General features: G+C 56.7%; 12 protein-coding genes. 8 read left to right on the forward strand and 4 right to left on the reverse strand.

All coding sequences use genetic code 11. The features are described from left to right. Window positions 1–3 precede the first annotated feature (3 nt). Genes NP603_RS14840 through NP603_RS14850 form a run of 3 tightly spaced genes read right to left on the reverse strand, consistent with a single transcriptional unit; the run spans window position 4 to window position 1,954 of the window. Complete coding sequence (locus NP603_RS14840) at window positions 4–504, reverse strand: TPM domain-containing protein (protein ID WP_256611701.1); 501 nt, start codon at window positions 502–504, stop codon at window positions 4–6. 5 nt (window positions 505–509) lie between these two features. Next, window positions 510–1,361 (reverse strand): TPM domain-containing protein, encoded by an 852-nt coding sequence (locus tag NP603_RS14845; protein ID WP_256611702.1) that lies wholly within the window; start codon window positions 1,359–1,361, stop codon window positions 510–512. 2 nt (window positions 1,362–1,363) lie between these two features. Further along, entirely contained in the window at window positions 1,364–1,954 is a 591-nt protein-coding gene (locus NP603_RS14850) for a LemA family protein (protein WP_256611703.1), read from the reverse strand. 638 nt (window positions 1,955–2,592) lie between these two features. On the opposite strand from NP603_RS14850, the gene NP603_RS14855 reads away from it, so the two are divergent. The 8 genes from NP603_RS14855 to NP603_RS14890 all read left to right on the forward strand — a co-directional run bounded on the left by NP603_RS14855 (window position 2,593) and on the right by NP603_RS14890 (window position 13,651). Continuing rightward, a complete protein-coding gene (locus NP603_RS14855; RefSeq protein WP_256611704.1) occupies window positions 2,593–3,987 on the forward strand; it encodes a CmpA/NrtA family ABC transporter substrate-binding protein in 1,395 nt (464 codons plus the stop codon). A gap of 115 nt (window positions 3,988–4,102) precedes the next feature. Continuing rightward, the gene (locus NP603_RS14860; RefSeq protein ID WP_256611705.1) at window positions 4,103–5,116 is read left to right on the forward strand and encodes an ABC transporter permease; all 1,014 of its coding nucleotides are present in this window, start codon (window positions 4,103–4,105) and stop codon (window positions 5,114–5,116) included. A gap of 10 nt (window positions 5,117–5,126) precedes the next feature. Next, the gene (locus NP603_RS14865; RefSeq protein WP_256611706.1) at window positions 5,127–6,881 is read left to right on the forward strand and encodes an ABC transporter ATP-binding protein; all 1,755 of its coding nucleotides are present in this window, start codon (window positions 5,127–5,129) and stop codon (window positions 6,879–6,881) included. A gap of 41 nt (window positions 6,882–6,922) precedes the next feature. Continuing rightward, the gene (locus tag NP603_RS14870; RefSeq protein WP_256611707.1) at window positions 6,923–8,236 is read left to right on the forward strand and encodes an alginate export family protein; all 1,314 of its coding nucleotides are present in this window, start codon (window positions 6,923–6,925) and stop codon (window positions 8,234–8,236) included. 62 nt (window positions 8,237–8,298) lie between these two features. Continuing rightward, complete coding sequence (locus NP603_RS14875; RefSeq protein WP_256611708.1) at window positions 8,299–9,522, forward strand: NAD(P)/FAD-dependent oxidoreductase; 1,224 nt, start codon at window positions 8,299–8,301, stop codon at window positions 9,520–9,522. Between the two features lie 10 nt (window positions 9,523–9,532). Beyond that, window positions 9,533–12,214, forward strand: a complete 2,682-nt coding sequence (locus NP603_RS14880; protein ID WP_256611709.1) for a nitrate reductase — start codon at window positions 9,533–9,535, stop codon at window positions 12,212–12,214. A gap of 19 nt (window positions 12,215–12,233) precedes the next feature. Then, the gene (locus tag NP603_RS14885) at window positions 12,234–13,409 is read left to right on the forward strand and encodes an EAL domain-containing protein (protein WP_256611710.1); all 1,176 of its coding nucleotides are present in this window, start codon (window positions 12,234–12,236) and stop codon (window positions 13,407–13,409) included. 32 nt (window positions 13,410–13,441) lie between these two features. Continuing rightward, window positions 13,442–13,651 (forward strand): hypothetical protein, encoded by a 210-nt coding sequence (locus tag NP603_RS14890; protein ID WP_256611711.1) that lies wholly within the window; start codon window positions 13,442–13,444, stop codon window positions 13,649–13,651. Window positions 13,652–13,815: 164 nt separating this feature from the next. Here the strand turns inward: NP603_RS14890 and NP603_RS14895 are convergent, their stop codons facing one another. Then, on the reverse strand, window positions 13,816–18,039 hold the full coding sequence (locus NP603_RS14895; RefSeq protein ID WP_256611712.1) for an EAL domain-containing protein: 4,224 nt from the start codon (window positions 18,037–18,039) through the stop codon (window positions 13,816–13,818). Window positions 18,040–18,049: the final 10 nt, after the last annotated feature.

The following is an 18,049-nucleotide window of genomic DNA, read 5'->3' on the forward strand; positions in this document are numbered from 1 at the left end:
GCGTCAGAGCAGCAGCGGCGCGTTAGCCAGTTCGTCGGGATTGGCGCGGGCGCCGGCCGGAAAATGCCGCTGCAAATGCGCGCTAATAGCCGCGATACCGGACAGTACCCCGGCCTCGAAATCGCCGCGGCGAAATGAGTTCTCCATGTCCCGGCAAATCCGTTGCCAACCCTCCTCCCCGACCTTGCCGTTGATGCCGCGGTCGGCAACGATGTCCACCTGGCGGTCGGCCAGTAACAGGTAAATCAATACGCCGCTGTTGTGCTCGGTGTCCCACACCCGGTCCAGCGCGAAGATTTCCAGGGCTCTGGCTCGCGGCGTAGTCGCACGCAGCAGATCGCCGATATCGAGCGCGCCTTCCACGGCGAAGCGCAATTCGCCCAGATGCGTTTGCTCGCTGGCCGCGATTGCCGCTTCGATGGCGCGCAGGCTGGATTTCGGAAACGCCCGCTTTACGCACCAAGGGCCGCTGAAAACGTGTTTGAAAAATCGAACCATCCCCATACCGTTCACCACCGCCCGGAAGCGCCGCCGCCGCCGAATCCGCCGCCACCGCCGGAAAAACCGCCGCCTCCGCCGCCGAATCCGTCGAAACCGCCGCCGTAATAACCGCCGCGGCGGCCGCGGTTGTCGCTTAACGAAATTGCAAACGCCATAAACGCCAGAATAAAAGCTAGCAGTAAACCGCCGCCGAGCAGCCAAACTGCCGCGCCGACCGCGCCGCCTGTGAGCAGGCCGCCGAGAAATTTGCCGAATATCGCTCGTAACAGGCCGCCGATGAAGATTGCCGCGATGAACAGATGCGGCAAATACTGGCTGAACCGCTCGCCGGCCGGCCCGGACTGCACCGGCGGCAACGGCTCGCCTCGAATCAAACCGATCAGGCTGTCTACGCCGGCGTTAATGCCGCCGGCAAAGTCGCCCTGGCGAAATTTTGGGATCATGATGTCTTCGATGATGCGTTTGGCCAACGCATCCGGCACGACGCCTTCCAGGCCGTAACCGACCTCGATGCGCGTGGTGCGGTCGTCCTTGGCCAATAACAACAGAATGCCGTCGTCGACGCCCTTGCGGCCCAGCCGCCATTGCTCGACCACGCGGATCGAATATTGGGCAATGTCTTCCGGCCGGGTGCTGGCCACAATCAAAACCGCAATCTGGCTGCCCTTCTGCGCCTCGAACTCGGCCAACTTTTGCTCCAACGCCGCTTGCTGGGCCGGAGTCAGGGCGGCTACGGTATCGGTGACGCGCCGGCTCAATTCCGGAATCGGCGTCTGTTGCGCCGCCGCCTGGCCGATCAGGGCGAAGCAGACTGAAATCAACGCCAGATATCGCCGCCAACACAGAAGGCAGTCGCTCATGTTTATTTACCGAAATCGACGGCCGGCGCGGTGGAAATCGCTTTTTCGTTGTCGACGCTAAACGACGGCTTGGTTTTGTAACCGAACAGCATCGCCGTCAGATTGCTTGGAAACGAGCGCACCGTGACGTTGTATTCCTTGATTGCGGCGATGTAACGGTTGCGGGCCACGGTAATCCGGTTTTCGGTGCCTTCCAGTTGCGCCTGCAAATCGCGGAAATTGGCGTCGGCTTTCAAATTGGGATAATTTTCCGAAACCACCAACAGCCTGGACAGCGCCGAACTCAACTCGCCCTGCGCCGCCTGAAACTTGGCGAAGGCCTGTTCGTCGTTGACCAATTCCGGGCTGGCCTGAATCGCCCCGACCCTGGCACGGGACGCCGTCACCGCTTCCAGCACTTCTTTTTCGTGGCCGGCATAGCCTTTTACGGTATTGACCAAATTAGGCACCAGATCGGCGCGGCGCTGGTACTGGTTCAATACCTCCGCCCAACTGGCATTGATCTGCTCGTCCTGGCTCTGAAAGGTGTTGTACCCGCAACCGGACAACTGTAACGACAAGAACAGAAAAAAAATCGATGACCATTTTTGCATTGTTGACTCCTGATAGAACGGCGAAGCCGATCCAGCATAACACGCAGCCGCCACAGCTTGAGAATTAAACCGGACAACCTATCGCGGGATTTGTGCTGCATGGATTGGTCAAGAAAATCGCAGCCCCATCCCGAACCAGCCTTCTCCATCAAAAGATCGCACCGGTTGGGTCGAGTTTCACCAGTGCCTTCCAAAGCGGAACCCGCATTTTTGCTTTCCAAACGACGAAGCCTTGAATTCGGTAGAGTTCAATCAGGCACCAGTATGGCTGGCAATCAAACTGCATTTGCACCGTTTTGACTCTGATTTATCCGCACCATAGGGGTGCGAAACGCCCAAACAGGAATCAACGGCAAACGATCTAAAACAACAACAAGAGCGAAAACTTCTCGGCCAGACTCGACGGGCGCATTGCAATCGATTGATTATTAATGTTTTTTACCAAGAAGGCTCAAAAAAAAATAAAAAATGGCATTACAGTTGCTTAGGATTTACCAACACCCAAAGCAGGGTTACTAACTTAACCGCTCATTGTTGAGCAAACAAGACAAAGGCGTCTTGCGCTGGATTCGATTAAGAATCCGAGCGCGGACGCCTTTTTTTTGGCCCGAACTTTTTAATCGTAGACAGGAACCGACATGAAACCAGCCCAGACGCCCGCTCCCAAGAAACTGTTTGCCGCCGTCGCCACCGCGATCGCGTTGGCCGGAATGAGTTTTTCCACTCCATTGCAGGCCGGTGCCAAGCCCGAGAAAGAGGATTTGAAATTCGGCTTTATCAAACTGACCGATATGGCGCCCTTGGCGGTCGCCGCCGAAAAAGGCTTTTTCGAAGAGGAAGGCCTGTTCGTACAGCTTGAGGCTCAAGCGAACTGGAAAGTAGTGATGGACCGGGTCGTCAACGGCGAGTTGGACGGCTCGCATATGCTGGCGCCGGCTCCGTTGGCAGCCGGTGTCGGCTTCGGCACCAAGGCCGACATCGAAGTCCCGTTCAGTATGGGTTTTAACGGCAACGCGATTACCGTATCCAACGATATCTGGAAACAGATGAAAGCCAATGTACCGGCGGAAGGCGGTAAACCGGTACATCCGATCAAGGCGGATTATTTGAAGCCGGTGGTCGATAAATACAAAACCGAAGGCAAGCCATTCAATATGGCGATGACCTTCCCGGCCGGCTCCCATAACATCAAACTGCGTTATTGGCTGGCGGCGGGCGGCATTAACCCAGGCTACTACTCGCCGCCGCAGGACATTTCCGGCCAGATCGGCGCCGACGCGATGCTGTCGGTCACGCCGCCGCCGCAAATGCCGGCCACACTGGAGTCCGGCACGATCTTTGGCTATTGCGTCGGCGAACCCTGGAACCAGCAAGCCGTATTCAAAGGCATCGGCGTGCCGGTCATCACCGACGAAGAACTCTGGAAAGATACGCCGGAAAAAGTGTTTGGGGTAACCAAAGCCTGGGCTGAAAAATATCCCAACACCTATCTGGCCGTGACCAAAGCACTGATCCGAGCTGCAATCTGGCTCGACGCCGAGAACAACAAAAACCGCAAGGAAGCCATCGAAATGCTGTCGCAAAAACAATACGTCGGCGCCGACGTCGAGGTACTGGCGGCCAGCATGAACGGCACCTTCGAATACGAAAAAGGAGACAAACGTTCGCTACCCGACTTCAACACCTTTTTCCGCCACGGTGCCAGTTATCCGTCCTACAGCAGCGCGATCTGGTATCTGACCCAATTGCGGCGCTGGGGCATGATCAACGAATACAAACCGGATAATTGGTATCTGGAAACCGCGAAAAAAGTCTACCGCCCCGACATCTATCTGGCGGCCGCGAAAGAACTGGTGGCAGAAGGCAAGGCCAAGGCCGAAGACTTTCCGGCCGATACCGGTATCAAACCGTCGCAAAACTTCTTCATCGACAAAATTCCGTTCGACGCCAACAAGCCTAACGATTATCTGGCCAAGTTCCCGATCGGCCTGAAAGGTAAGCAAACCGTGTCCGGCGGCAAAGTCGTGGATTAACAGAACCTTGGTGGGTGCTCTGAAAAGGAAGTGGTTTAGTGCAAGGACGCTTTTTTACCCAGGCAAGCTAATAAATCACCTGAATTGATTGATAACCTTTCGATAGGTAAGCGCGATGGCTAACAAACTGATTAAATTTTTCAACATCACCGGCCTAACCTGGTTCGTGCCGCTGGTCAAAATCGCCGCCGGCGAGAATCCGGCCCAGCAAATGCGGCAATTGTTTCTGGTCATGGGCGTTCCCGTCATCGCCTTTGCCATGTTCCTGGGTTTGTGGAGCGTGTCCGCTTCCGGCGTCAAAACCAGCCTGGGCGCGATTCCCGGACCGATTGCGGTCTGGGGCGAAGTCGGCGGCCTGATCGAAGAGCATGTCTCGGAACAGACCAAGAAAGCGGAGTTTTACCAACGCCAGGAACAACGCAACAAGGAAAAACTGGCCGAAGATCCGAATGCGGAAATCAAGATTCGCCCCTACACCGGCAAACCGACCTACCTGGACAAAATTCTGACCAGCCTGCGTACCGTATTCGCCGGCTTTGTGATTGCAACCTTGGTGGCAGTGCCGCTCGGCATTCTGTGCGGCATGAGCCCGGTGCTCAATACCGCGTTCAACCCGCTGATCCAAATTTTCAAACCGGTGTCGCCGCTGGCCTGGCTGCCTATCGTGACGCTGGTGGTTAGTGCGGTCTACGTCACCAGCGAAGACTCGTGGTTCGAAAAATCCTTCATCACCTCGGCCATCACCGTGACGCTGTGCTCGCTGTGGCCGACGCTGATCAACACCGCCGTCGGCGTATCGTCGATCGACCGCGATCTGGTCAACGTCGGCAAGGTGTTACGGCTGGATTGGTCGACCCAGATCAAACGCATCATCCTGCCGTCCGCCCTGCCCTTCATCTTCACCGGCATGCGCTTGTCGCTGGGCGTGGGTTGGATGGTATTGATCGCCGCCGAAATGCTAGCGCAGAACCCGGGTCTGGGCAAATTCGTCTGGGACGAGTTTCAAAACGGCAGCTCCAACTCGCTGAGCCGGATTATGGTTGCGGTGTTCACGATCGGCATCATCGGCTTCGTCCTCGACCGCATCATGCATTCGCTGCAAAACCTGTTCTCGTTCCAAAAAGCTTAAGGACGCCGCCATGAACGCAGCCCAAGCCAAAATCATCGAACTTTCCATGCATAAACACGCCACCGTTTCCCCTGCCAACGATCCGATCAAACCGTTGGTGGAACTGAAAAACGTCTGCAAATCCTACGGCGAGGGCAATAGCCGCACTTCGATTCTGAAAGACATCAACCTGGACATCAAGGAAGGCGAATTTATCGCCATCGTCGGCTTTTCCGGCAGCGGCAAAACCACGCTGGTCTCGCTGATCGCCGGTCTGATCTATCCTGACAGCGGCGAACTGCTGAAAAACGGCCAGGCTATTCGCGAACCAGGGCCGGACCGCGGCGTGGTATTTCAAAATTATTCGCTGATGCCGTGGCTGACCGTCTACGAAAACGTGGCGCTGGCGGTGGATGCGATCTTCAAGGACTGGACGCCGCAGCAACGCCGCGCCCACACCGAGAAATACGTCAACATGGTCAATCTGGGCCGGGCGATGGATAAAAAGCCGTCGGAACTGTCCGGCGGCATGCGCCAACGGGTCAACGTCGCCCGCGCTTTGGCGGCCAACCCGGATATCCTGCTACTCGATGAACCGCTTAGTGCGCTGGATGCTTTGACCCGCGGCAATCTGCAGGACGAAATCCTGCAAATCTGGGAACAGGACCGGAAAACGGTGATTCTGATCACCAACGACGTCGACGAAGCCATCTACATGGCCGACCGGGTGATTCCGCTGAAACCCGGTCCGGATGCCACCTTCGGTCCGGATTTCGTCATTGATTTGGAACGGCCGCGCGACCGCACCGCCTTGAACCACGATCCGGAATTCAAACGCCTGCGCGCCGAAATCACCCGTTACCTGATGGACATCGGCCTGCAAAAAACCCAAGCCGAGATCGGCGACAAACTGAAGCTGCCCAACGTGCGCCCCAACACCAGCAACGACTGGAAACTGGATACCTCGGCTTTGAAACCGAGCCAGGCCGATCTGGGCCGGCCGCGTTACCTGGAATTCTCCAACCTGTCGAAAATCTATCCGACGCCGGACGGCAACAGTACGGTGAAGGTGGTGGACGGCTTCGATCTGAAAATGAAAAAAGGCGAGTTCGTCTCCATCATCGGCCACTCCGGTTGCGGCAAATCGACCGTGTTGTCGATGACCGCCGGCCTCAACGAAATCTCCGAAGGCGGCATCATTCTGGATAACCGCGAAATCACCAGCGCCGGTCCGGACCGCGGCGTGGTATTTCAGGCCCCCAGCCTGTTCCCTTGGCTGACCGCGTTCGACAACGTCATGCTCGGCGTCGATAAAGTCTATCCGCACGCCAGCCAGGACGAGCGCGAGGACATCGTCGAATATTATCTGACCCGGGTCGGCCTGGCCGACAGTATGTTCAAGAAAGCCGCCGACATGTCCAACGGCATGCGCCAGCGGGTCGGCATCGCCCGCGCCTTCGCCTTGTCGCCTAAACTGTTATTGCTCGACGAACCGTTCGGCATGCTCGATTCGTTGACCCGCTGGGAATTGCAGGAAGTGCTGATGGAAGTTTGGGAACGCACCCACGTCACCGCCATCGTCGTCACCCACGACGTCGACGAAGCGATTCTACTGGCCGACCGGGTGGTAATGATGACCAACGGCCCGCACGCCAAAATCGGCAAGATCCAGGAGATCGACCTGCCCCGGCCGCGCAGCCGCAAGGCCTTGCTCGAACATCCCGATTATTACCAATACCGGGAGAGCCTGTTGACCTTCCTGTCCGAATGCGACCACACCCACTGATTTTTTAACGCTTACTCGTTTTTATTTGCCAAGGGGGCATTATGCCATTGCAGAAAAACCAATTACCGTCCGCCACGCTGCTGTCGATGGCAATCGCCAGCGCGCCGGCCTCCGCCGACCTGACCAAGGAGGTGGAAGATGCGCTGAATTTTTACCATTACGGCAGCAACGGCGCGGTAAAACTGGACTTGAACTACCGCTGGGAAAACGTCGACCAGGACCAGGGCCCGGTGATTCCCGGTAAAGCGCCGCGCCGGGTCGAGACCGCAAACGCCAACACCGCCCGCCTGCGGCTGGGTTTGCTGTCGCCGACGTTCCACGACTTCCAGGCTTATGTCGAATATGAAGGCAACTATGCGTTGCAGGAAGATTACGACCAGGGCGGCACCACCACTAACCGCCACCGCGACTATTCGCTGGTTGCCGACCCCGACCGCAGCGAATTGAATCAGTTTTGGCTGAGTTACAAAGGCATCCCGGATACCTTGATCAAAGTCGGCCGCCAACGCATCAAATTCGACGACGACCGCTTCATCGGCAACGTCGGTTGGCGGCAAATGGAAATGACTTACGACTCGATACTGCTGACCCACAACAACCAGACCATTTTCGGCCTGACCGTCAACGCCGGCTATCTGGACCACATCCAAAACATCTTCGGCGAAACCGAAACCATCAATGCCCCGATCCTGAACCTGAACTACAAAGTCGGCGACTGGGGGAATATGATCGGTTACGGCTATTGGCTGGACTACCGGCAACGCGAAAACTACCACAAATCGTCGCAGACTTACGGCTTGCGCTTCGACGGTAAGTCGCCGCAGTTTTTCGACAAATTGAATTTTCTGTATACCGCGGAATGGAGCAACCAGCTCGACTACGGCGACAATCCCAATCATTATCAAGCCGACCGCTTCAACTTCATGGGCGGTGTCAGCGCCTTCAACCTGAGTCTGCAAGGCGCTATCGAACAGCTGAACGGTTACGGCTATACCAATAACGTCACGAGCAGCAACGGCAGCACCTACAAATCCTTCCAGACCCCGCTCGGCACCAACCATGCCTTCCAGGGTTGGGCGGATTTGTTCCTGACCACGCCCGCCGCCGGTATTCGCGACGTGTTCGCCACCGCCACCTACAAAATGATGAACGACAGCCTGATCGTCACCGGGGTCTACCACGACTTCTACGACGATACCGGCGGCATCGAGTACGGTAGCGAATGGGATTTCTCGATCTTGAAGAAATTCGGTAAGCACTACTCCTTGTTAGCCAAGTACGCCAATTTCAACACCGAAAACGCGGCGTTTACCGATACCCAAAAAATCTGGCTGCAAGCCAACGTCAGCTTCTAAAACCCCGTCGGACCGGGTGTTGCTGGCCCGGTCCGGCTACTGAATAGTTACTAGACAAAGCGATGAAACTGAAACTGGTAGTCATAGGCAACGGCATGGCAGGTATGCGTACCGTCGACGAATTGCTGCAATTGGCGCCCGAACGCTATCAAATCACCGTGTTCGGCGCCGAGCCGCACGGCAATTACAACCGGATCATGTTGACTCCGGTACTGTTCGGCGCCAAGAGCATTGCCGAGATCATGATTCACGACTTCGATTGGTACCGCAAACACCGCATCACTCTGCACTGCGGCCCGGACAAAACAGTGGTCGACGTCGACCGCGCCCGGCGCCGGGTGATAGCCCGGGACGGCACCGAAGCCGAATACGACTATCTGCTGCTGGCCACCGGTTCCCTGCCGTTGATGCTGGACATCCCCGGCCGCGAATTGCGCGGCGTGTTGGGATTTCGCGATATTGCCGACGTGCAAACCATGATTGCCGCCGCGGCCAGCAAAACCCACGCAGTCATCCTCGGCGGCGGCTTGCTCGGCCTGGAAGCCGCCAACGGCCTGTTGCAGCGCGGCATGCAGGTCAGCGTGGTCAACCGCGCCGGCCATCTGCTGAACAAACAACTGGACCGGCAAGCGGCCGGATTTTTACAGCAACAACTGGCCGGCAAAGGCATCGAATTCCATCTCGGCTGCACGATAGGCCGCATTCTCGGCGAGGACGGCCAGATCCACGCCGTGCAGCTCAGCAACGGCGAAATACTGCCGGCGGACCTGCTGGTGATGTCGACCGGTATCAAACCTAACATCGCCTTGGCCGAACGCATCGGTTTGCAATGCGAGCGCGGCGTCATCGTCGACGATCTAATGCAAACCAGCGATCCGCGGATTTTCTCGGTCGGCGAATGCGTGCAACACCGCGGCGAATTGTTCGGCCTGGTCGCGCCGGTGTACGAACAGGCCAAAGTCTGCGCCCGCCAATTGTCGGGCCACGCCGGCAGCATTTACCAAACTCTGTCCTCGGCGACGATGCTGAAAGTCACCGGCATCGATCTGTTTTCGGTCGGCGATTTCGAGGGCGACGCCGACTGCCAAATTCTGCAATTGATCGACCACGGCCTCGGCGTCTACAAGAAAATCGTATTGCGCGGCGACATCGTGATCGGCGTGATCTTGTACGGCGACACCAGCGATAGCGCCTGGTATTTGAATCTGGTCAAGGACAAGACGCCGATTGCCGCGATCCGCGATCGCCTGATGTTCGGCCAGACGCCGTTGGCCGCCGCCGCTTAACCGTTACGCCATGACTCTAGCAACCGTTAAAACCACCTGCCCCTATTGCGGCGTCGGCTGCGGCATCGAAGCCACGGTCGAAGATCCCGTTGCGCATCGGGTCACCATCAAAGGCGATCCCGAACATCCGTCCAACTTCGGCAAATTATGTTCGAAGGGCGCCACGCTGGGCGATACCGTCTCGCTGGAAAACCGCTTGCTCTACCCTGCCGTCAACGGCCAACGTTGCGATTGGGATAGCGCGCTCGATCACGTCGCCAGCCGCTTCCGGCAGATCATCGCGGAACACGGACCGGACGCCGTGGCGTTTTACGTTTCCGGCCAATTGCTGACCGAAGACTATTATGTCGCCAACAAACTGATGAAAGGTTTCATCGGCTCGGCCAATATCGATACCAATTCCCGCTTGTGCATGTCGTCGGCCGTGGTCGGCTACAAACGCGCCTTCGGCGCCGATACCGTGCCCTGCAGTTATTCCGACCTGGAACTGGCCGATTTGATCGTGCTGGTCGGTTCCAACGCCGCCTGGTGCCACCCGATTGCGTTTCAACGCATCCGCAAGGCCAAGGATAACAATCCGCAGTTAAAAGTCGTCGTCGTCGATCCGCGCCGCACCGCCAGTTGCGATATCGCCGACCTGCATCTGCCGTTGAAACCGGGCATGGACGCGCTACTGTTCAACGGACTTTTATGCCACCTGCAGCGCGATGGCCGAATCGACCACGACTACGTCGCCAATTTCACCAACGGCTTCGCCGAGGCGCTGCGCCAAGCCGAAGCCAGCGCCGGTTCGGTGGCCGCGGTCGCCGCCGGTTGCGAGCTGGACCCGGCCGATGTCGCCCAATTTTTCGCTTGGTTCGCCGATACCGAACGCAGCGTCACGGTTTATTCGCAAGGCATCAACCAATCCAGCTCCGGATCGGACAAATGCAACGCCATCATCAACTGCCATCTGGCGAGCGGCCGGCTGGGCAAACCTGGCATGGGACCTTTTTCGTTCACCGGCCAACCCAATGCGATGGGCGGCCGCGAAGTTGGCGGTCTGGCCAACATGCTGGCAGCGCACATGGACTTGGACAATCCGGTGCATGTCGACCGGGTCGGCCGGTTTTGGCACAGCGAACGAGTGGCGAACAGACCCGGATTGAAAGCGGTGGACATGTTCGAGGCTATCGCCGCCGGCCGGATCAAGGCGGTCTGGGTCATGGCCACCAATCCGGTGGTGTCGATGCCGGACGCCGACCGAGTCAAGCAAGCGCTGCAACGCTGCGAATTCGTCGTGGTATCGGATTGCATCGCCGATACCGACACGGCCCAACTCGCGCACGTATTGTTGCCTGCCACCGGTTGGAGCGAAAAGGACGGTACCGTGACCAATCTGGAACGGCGCATTTCACGGCAACGGCCGTTGTTTCCGGCTTCCGGCGAAGCCCGCCACGACTGGTGGATCATTAGCCGGGTGGCGCAACACATGGGCTTTACCGAGGCCTTCGCTTACCAATCCAGCTCCGAAATCTTTCGCGAACATGCGGCGCTGTCGGCTTTCGAGAACGACGCCGAACATCAATTACGCGACTTCGATTTGTCGGCCTTCGCCGCGATCGACCAGACCGAATTCGATGCACTGCAACCGGTGCAATGGCCGGTAACCCGCGACCGGCCCCAAGGCAGTCCGCAACTCTTCGCCGACAAACTTTTTTATACCGCCGACCGCAAGGCCAGATTTATTCCGGTCGCGCCGCAAGGGCCGCGCCATAGCGTCGACGCCAACTACCCGTTCACGCTGAACACCGGCCGCTTGCGCGACCAATGGCATACGATGACCCGCACCGGACTGGCCGCAAAACTGAATGCGCACCGGCCGGAGCCCTTCGTCGAAATCCATCCCGCCGACGCCGAGCGTTTGCATCTGAAGAACCGCAGTCTGGCCCACATCGAAAGCCGTTGGGGGCAAATGTTGGCCCGGGTCGAAATCGGCGCCGGCCAACGCCAAGGCAGCTTGTTCGTCCCGATGCATTGGACCGGGCAATTGAGCAGCCACGGCCGGATGGGCGCCTTGGTCAACCCGGTGGTGGACCCCTACTCCGGCCAACCGGAAAGCAAACAGACTCCGGTCAGAATCACGGCCTGGCCGGCCACCTGGTATGCGACGATCCTGGCGCGGCAACCGTTGACGATCCGGGATTGCGAATACCAGGTCAAAGTCCGCGGCGACCAGTTTTACCGTTACGAGCTTGCCGGCAGCGGCGCCGGCAAAGACTGGCGCCAGTGGAGCCGGGATTTGTTTGCCGAGCACGGCATGGCCGGCGCGGGCGACTGGCTGGAATACAGCGATCTGCAGGCCGGCTATTACCGTTGCGCCTACGTTAACGACAATCGACTGCAAGTCTGTCTGTTGGTCGGACCGGATTTCGAGTTGCCGGAGCCGGGCTGGTTGTGCAGCCTGTTCCCGAAACCGGAACTGAGCCGCAGCGAACGCCTTGCCTTGCTCAGCGGCCAGCCGCCGAAAGGCGAAGCCGATATTGGCCGAATCGTCTGTTCGTGTTTCAATGTCGGCGAAAAAACCATTCAACAAGCGGTGCAAGCCCAAAAGTTACAAAGCGTGGCAGCGATCAGCGCCTGCCTCGGCGCGGGCAGCGGCTGCGGTTCCTGCGTCGCCGAATTGAAGGAGTTTTTGCCTCAGCCCGGTTAACTCGACGCGCACAAGGACCATGCCTGAAAAATCAACGCTATTTCCCTATTTTCAACCCATCATTGCGATAGCCAGCAGCAAAATCGTCGGTTACGAAGCCTTGGCCCGCCAAAACGATGCCAAGGGCAATGTGGTTTCCGCCGGCGCCCTGTTCTCTTCCGCCGATGTGGACATCAAACAGCGTACCGAACTGGACCGACAGGTACGCTGGCAAGCCCTGGAAAAATTCTCGCAGCAGGCCGATAGCCAAACCTATCTGGCGCTGAACATTTCGGCGGCCTGGATCGAGAATTTGCGCCAACTCAATGCCTTGCCGACCCTGCGCATGCTGGAAGAGTTGAATATCGACCGCCAACGCATCGTCGTCGAAATCTCCGACGCCCACGTCGATCCGCACAAGTTGAAACAGATCGTGCAGCGTTACCGCAAACACGGCCTGCGGGTGGCGATCGGCGACTTCGGCGCCGGTTCCTCGCAACTGGAACGGGTGATCGCAATCCAGCCCGACATCATCAAGATCGATATGCGTTTGTTCAAGCGCGCCGCCCGCGGCAGCAGCATCGCCACCGACATCGTGCATCTGATGTCGCGCCTGGGCCAACGCACCGGCGCCCGCATCGTCTGCGAAGGCGTGGAAAGCGACGAGGAATTTTTATTCGGCTTGAACTGCGGCGCCCAATTCATGCAGGGCTTTTTGTTCGCCAAAGCCGAAGCCGATTTCCTGCCTGTCAACAGTTTCGAGCAACACGTGGCCTCGCTGCGCAGTAAATTCGTCAAGAACACGCTGCCGCGGGTACAAAAGGAGATCAACGCGATCAACGCCACCAAGGCTTTGATTTATCGCTTGGCGCAAACGTTGCAGGACGATTTCAATCTGAACGAGCTGGTCAGTTGGAATTTCACTCAAAGCGGCGTGATCCGGTTCTATCTGTGCAACAACCAGGGCGACCAGATTTCGCCGGATTTCAATTTCAACGAAAACCAATGGTTTACCGATCCGCGCAAGATCGGCTTCAACTGGTCCTGGCGGCCTTATTTCTTCCAACTGCTGGCCTTGGAAAACTGCGGCGACCGCGACCGGGTGGTCACCTCGGAGCGCTACCGCGATTTCGAGACCAGCCAGCTCTGTAAAACCTTGGCACTACGCCTGGACCACGAGCGAATTTTGCTGGTGGACACGGTGGCTGGCGATTAGCCCCTGATTGTTCGTATCGGCCGCCGAGTCGATTGGGCCATGGCCTTGCGACTCACCATAAATTGCAGGTTATTCAGGCGCAGTTGCTGCAATCGGAAAAAATGTCGTCGATTGGCCAACTCGCGGCTGACATTGCTCGCTACGCCATCGAAAAACACGGCGTGATCACGATCGCGACAGGCTGCGGCGACGGCCGGGTCTGGATCGAAATCGGCGACACCGGCTCCGGAATGACCGACTAGCAACCGGGCTGCATTTTCGATGCCTTTTACACGACCAAACCGGTCGGCAAGGGTACCGGCCTGGGTTTGACGATTTCTTAAGGGATTGTCAAAAGACACGGCGAAAACGCCGGCGCATAACACCGCATCCCGTTACGCATCGGCCCGGATTCAAACGGTTCGGATCATTTTAGTTTACTGAGATCGGTTTGTTCATAGTGGATGACCGCATCCTGCATGGCCTTGCGTAAGTCATCATCGTCCCAGGGCTTGGTTTGATATCTGTAGATTTCGCCTTTGTTGATCGCCTCGGTGATCGAAGTGACGTCCGCATAACCGGACAGGATCATTCTGACCATACGAGGGTGCATGACTTTGACTCGCGACAAAAACTCGGTCCCGCTCATCCCGGGCATCCGTTGATCGGAAAGTATCACCATCACAGGATTGTTGGCCAACAATTCCAGCACCTCTTCACCGCTGCCTGCCGTCAGAATTTCATAGCCATCCCGACGCAGGCATCGTCTCAAGGCCGACAATATATTGGGCTCGTCGTCCACCAGCAAAATGGTGGCTTTGTGTTCGTCGACCGGCATGGCCACTTTGGTTCCAGCATTCAAGAGCCGCACAATTTCGCCGGCGGGCAATGGGCGGCTGAAGCAATAGCCCTGGATCTGGTCGCACTGCAGTTTTTTCAGATAAGACGCTTGGGCCTGAGTTTCCACGCCTTCGGCGATGATTTTCAACCCCAGGCTATGCGCCATGGCAATGGTGGCCTGCACAATTACCGCGTCATTGGCATCGCTGACGACGTTATCGATAAAGCTTTTATCGATCTTCAATTTATCGACCGAAAATTGCTTGAGATAGGAAAGAGAGGAATAACCCGTGCCGAAGTCGTCGATCGAAAGATGAATACCCAATAATTTGAGTTGCTTCAGCAGGACCTGGGTTTCCGCTACATCGGTCATCAACACGCTTTCTGTCAATTCCAGATCGATGCAATGCGCCGGCAATCCGGTTTCCTCGATTAACTGCCGTATCAAATCGACCAGATCGCCGGATTGCATTTGCACGGCCGAGGCATTGACCGCAACCAAGAAATTATGATGGGTCAGCCCGGCATCCAGCCATTGCTTTGCTTGCAGCATGGCTCGCTTCAAGATCCAGTTTCCCAATGGCATGATCAAACCCGATTCCTCGGCCAACGGGATAAATTTGACCGGCGGCAGAAAACCCTGGAGCGGATGATTCCAGCGCACCAACGCTTCCAGACCGATGATGGTGCCCGACGCCAGATCGATCTGCGGTTGGTAGTAAAGCTCGAATTCTTCGCGCGCGATGGCATGGCGTATGTCATTCGTGAGCGCTATTCTGGAGAGCAATTGTTCGTTCATTGTCCGTTCGAAAAAACGGAGGTTGGAGAGCTTGTCCGATTTAGCGTGATTCAACGCAATCCCTGCCCGCTGCACCAATTCGGTGGCAGACTTGCCGTCGGTCGGATAAAAACTGATGCCGATCTTGGCCTCAAGGTGAATTTCATGTTCGCTCAGAATCACCGACTCGGTGATCGCCGCCAGCAGGGCTTCAGCCAGTTGTTCGGCATCCAATGGACTATTGATGCTGGGACAAGCGATATTGAAGTTGTCCTTTGCCATTCGGCTGACGATACCCTCGCTTCCGGCAGCCTTGACCAGTCGATTGGCAACGACTTTCAGGGTCTGATCACCAATTTCATAGCCATAGGTATCGTCGATCGTATGAAAATTACCGATATCCAGGCGCAAAACCGCGATGGCATGGCGTTGGCGCTCGGCCTCGGCGATGAGGGACGACAATTGATCGTCGAAAAAAAACTGATTCGGCAGGCCGGTAACCGGATCGTAACGCGAGAGTTCGGTGATGCGATCCTCCATCTGCCGGGTCTGGGTCAAATCGTTGACGATCGCCACAAACACGGGCGGCTGATCGTCCGTTATCTCCAGATGCACCTCGACCGGATACAAACTGCCGTCTTTGCGGCGATGTACGGTAGAAAAATCGCAACGGCTTTTGAGGCCGGCTCTCAGCGGAGCGCATAACAATTCAAACGTCTCTTTTGGCAGGTCGGGTTTGATATCCAACGGCGTCATTTGTTCGAGTTCCTGCATCGTGTAGCCCAGGTTGTCGCGACCACCTTGATTGACGTCTATGAAGCGCAGCGTCTCGCTGTCAAAAATGTAGATTTCATTGGTGGAACGTTGCAAGACGTGGGAAAAACGTTCGGCTTTTTTCTCGATACGCTTCCGCTGCACGATACGCCAAATATCGTTAGAAATGAGCTGGACCGTTTCGACATCCAGATCGGTGTAATCGACCGGTTTGTTGCCAACTCCCGCCAACATCACTACTTTGCCGTTTTCGATGACCGGTACCGAGATCAGGCGGAGCAACTCGGAATGGCCTTCCGGTAGGCCGTGTTTGTTCGGATAGTTCGGGTAGTCGTTGAAAATGACTGGTTGGCGCTTCTTCACTGCATCCGCCCAGATGCCGGCCTGACTGACCGGGTAGTGCTTGTCGTAGGCGACATGACAGTAGTGCTTCAGGGTACGGCGCGACCAAGTCACCAGTTCGATGATTTCTTCATCGTCGTGTACGAAATGCACAAAAGCAATTTTGCTACCTGTCAGGTCTTCCGCCAGTTCCATGCCGCGCTGCATGAAATCGGTTTCGCTCAGTTCCTCCGACGCTTTGGGCAGTTGCAGCAGGCCTTGAGCGCGCTGCGCCAACAGTATCAAGCGCTGCTCGTTTTCCATGCGCTGGGTGACATCGATAGCAACCCCATCCCAAATGACGCTGCCATCGGCTTGCAACTGCGGACTGGATTGCACGGCAATCCAGCGCTGACGGCCATCGGGAAGTTTGAACAGCAAAGTCCCCTTGTAGACTTTTAATTCCCGCAAGCACTCGGCTTCGTCCTGGCGATAGCCCTCGAGGGAATCGGGGGTCATTTGGGCAAATAATGGATCGGCATCCTTCAGTAGTTGCAAGGGTTGCAGCCCATGCAATGTCTCCACGCCCGCACTGATATAACGAAAACCGCCCCGACCATCCTGCCCTATCTGATACCGGTAAACGTAACCGTCCGGCAGGTTGTCGCCCATTACCCGCAATTGGTGTTCCCTTTCGCGCAAAGCAGCCTCGGCCTCGACTCTGGCGCTAACATCGTGGAGCAGACCGTCGATCGTCGTCACATCGCCCTGTGGGGTGCGGTTCAGTTTGGTGAATTCCTCAATCCAGATCCAATGGCCATCTCCATGCAAGAATCGATATTCCAAGCGGTAGTCATCCGGGCCATGAGCGATATGCTCGCGGATTTCGGCTTCGACACGCACCAGATCGTCGGCAGGCAGTAAATTAGCGAATTTGATCTTGCCGGAACGCAGATCTTCCGCACGATAGCCCCAATTCGAAATGTTGGGACTGATGTAGCTGACCGGCCAGTCCTCTGCATTTCGCCAGGTAATAGCGATCACTGGAGAACGGCTGACGATGCCATCGAGATGCTGTAACTCGGCGTTGCGCAGTTCTATCAGTTGTTCGAAATATTGATGGAGTCGACTCAGTTCCAGATGGGTGCGCACTCTTGCCCTTACTTCGTCGATATCAAAGGGTTTGGTAATGTAATCGGCGGCGCCAATCGAAAACCCGCGCACCTTTTCCACCGAACTATCGATCACACTGACGAATATGATTGGAATGCGAGTGCCTACCGCCGTTGCCTTGATACGCCGACACACCTCGTAGCCATCGACTTCCGGCATCAGAATATCCAGTAGAATCAAATCCGGCGGTTTGGGGCCCAGCACAATGTCGATTGCCTTACGGCCGTTGTTAGCCACCATGATGCGGTATTCGTCATTCAACGCTTCGGCCAGTTCATGGATGTTTTCCGGCATATCGTCCACCAGCAGCAGGGCCGGGCGCTCTTCCCTGACCAGAATCTTCTCGCTGAGGGATACCAGCGGTTTGCGTCGATAGTGACGCAATTCCAGCTGGGTCTTGATGCGCTGTTTCAATAGCTCGGGATTGACCGGTTTGGCAATGTAATCCGCGGCTCCCAATTTCAGCCCGGTGGCTTCGTCGGCAGACTCCGACAACGCGGTGACGAAAATAACCGGAATATCGGCAGTGGCGGGGTCGGTTTTCAGCCGACGCAATACTTCATAACCGTCCATGCCGGGCATTTTGATATCCAGTAAAACCAGATCCGGTCCGGGAATACGATAGGCAATTTCCAAGGCTTTTTCGCCGTTGGTTGCGGCCAAAATCGCGTAATCGTCGCGCAGAGCGCTCAACAAGGCGTGCAGGTTCTCGTTAACGTCATCGACGATCAGGATGCGGGGCTTGCCGTTTTTAGAGTCAGGCACGATAGGTTTG

The organism is Methylomonas aurea (genome assembly GCF_024505045.1).
Lineage (GTDB): Bacteria > Pseudomonadota > Gammaproteobacteria > Methylococcales > Methylomonadaceae > Methylomonas > Methylomonas aurea.

What these genes read in the sequence shown, in the direction of transcription:
- NP603_RS14875 (WP_256611708.1), top strand. Translation starts at nt 8,299, where the DNA reads ATGAAACTGAAACTGGTAGTCATAGGCAACGGCATGGCAGGTATGCGT.
- NP603_RS14860 (WP_256611705.1), top strand. Translation starts at nt 4,103, where the DNA reads ATGGCTAACAAACTGATTAAATTTTTCAACATCACCGGCCTAACCTGG.
- NP603_RS14855 (WP_256611704.1), top strand. Translation starts at nt 2,593, where the DNA reads ATGAAACCAGCCCAGACGCCCGCTCCCAAGAAACTGTTTGCCGCCGTC.
- NP603_RS14840 (WP_256611701.1), bottom strand. Translation starts at nt 504, where the DNA reads ATGGGGATGGTTCGATTTTTCAAACACGTTTTCAGCGGCCCTTGGTGC.
- NP603_RS14865 (WP_256611706.1), top strand. Translation starts at nt 5,127, where the DNA reads ATGAACGCAGCCCAAGCCAAAATCATCGAACTTTCCATGCATAAACAC.
- NP603_RS14850 (WP_256611703.1), bottom strand. Translation starts at nt 1,954, where the DNA reads ATGCAAAAATGGTCATCGATTTTTTTTCTGTTCTTGTCGTTACAGTTG.
- NP603_RS14845 (WP_256611702.1), bottom strand. Translation starts at nt 1,361, where the DNA reads ATGAGCGACTGCCTTCTGTGTTGGCGGCGATATCTGGCGTTGATTTCA.
- NP603_RS14880 (WP_256611709.1), top strand. Translation starts at nt 9,533, where the DNA reads ATGACTCTAGCAACCGTTAAAACCACCTGCCCCTATTGCGGCGTCGGC.
- NP603_RS14885 (WP_256611710.1), top strand. Translation starts at nt 12,234, where the DNA reads ATGCCTGAAAAATCAACGCTATTTCCCTATTTTCAACCCATCATTGCG.
- NP603_RS14870 (WP_256611707.1), top strand. Translation starts at nt 6,923, where the DNA reads ATGCCATTGCAGAAAAACCAATTACCGTCCGCCACGCTGCTGTCGATG.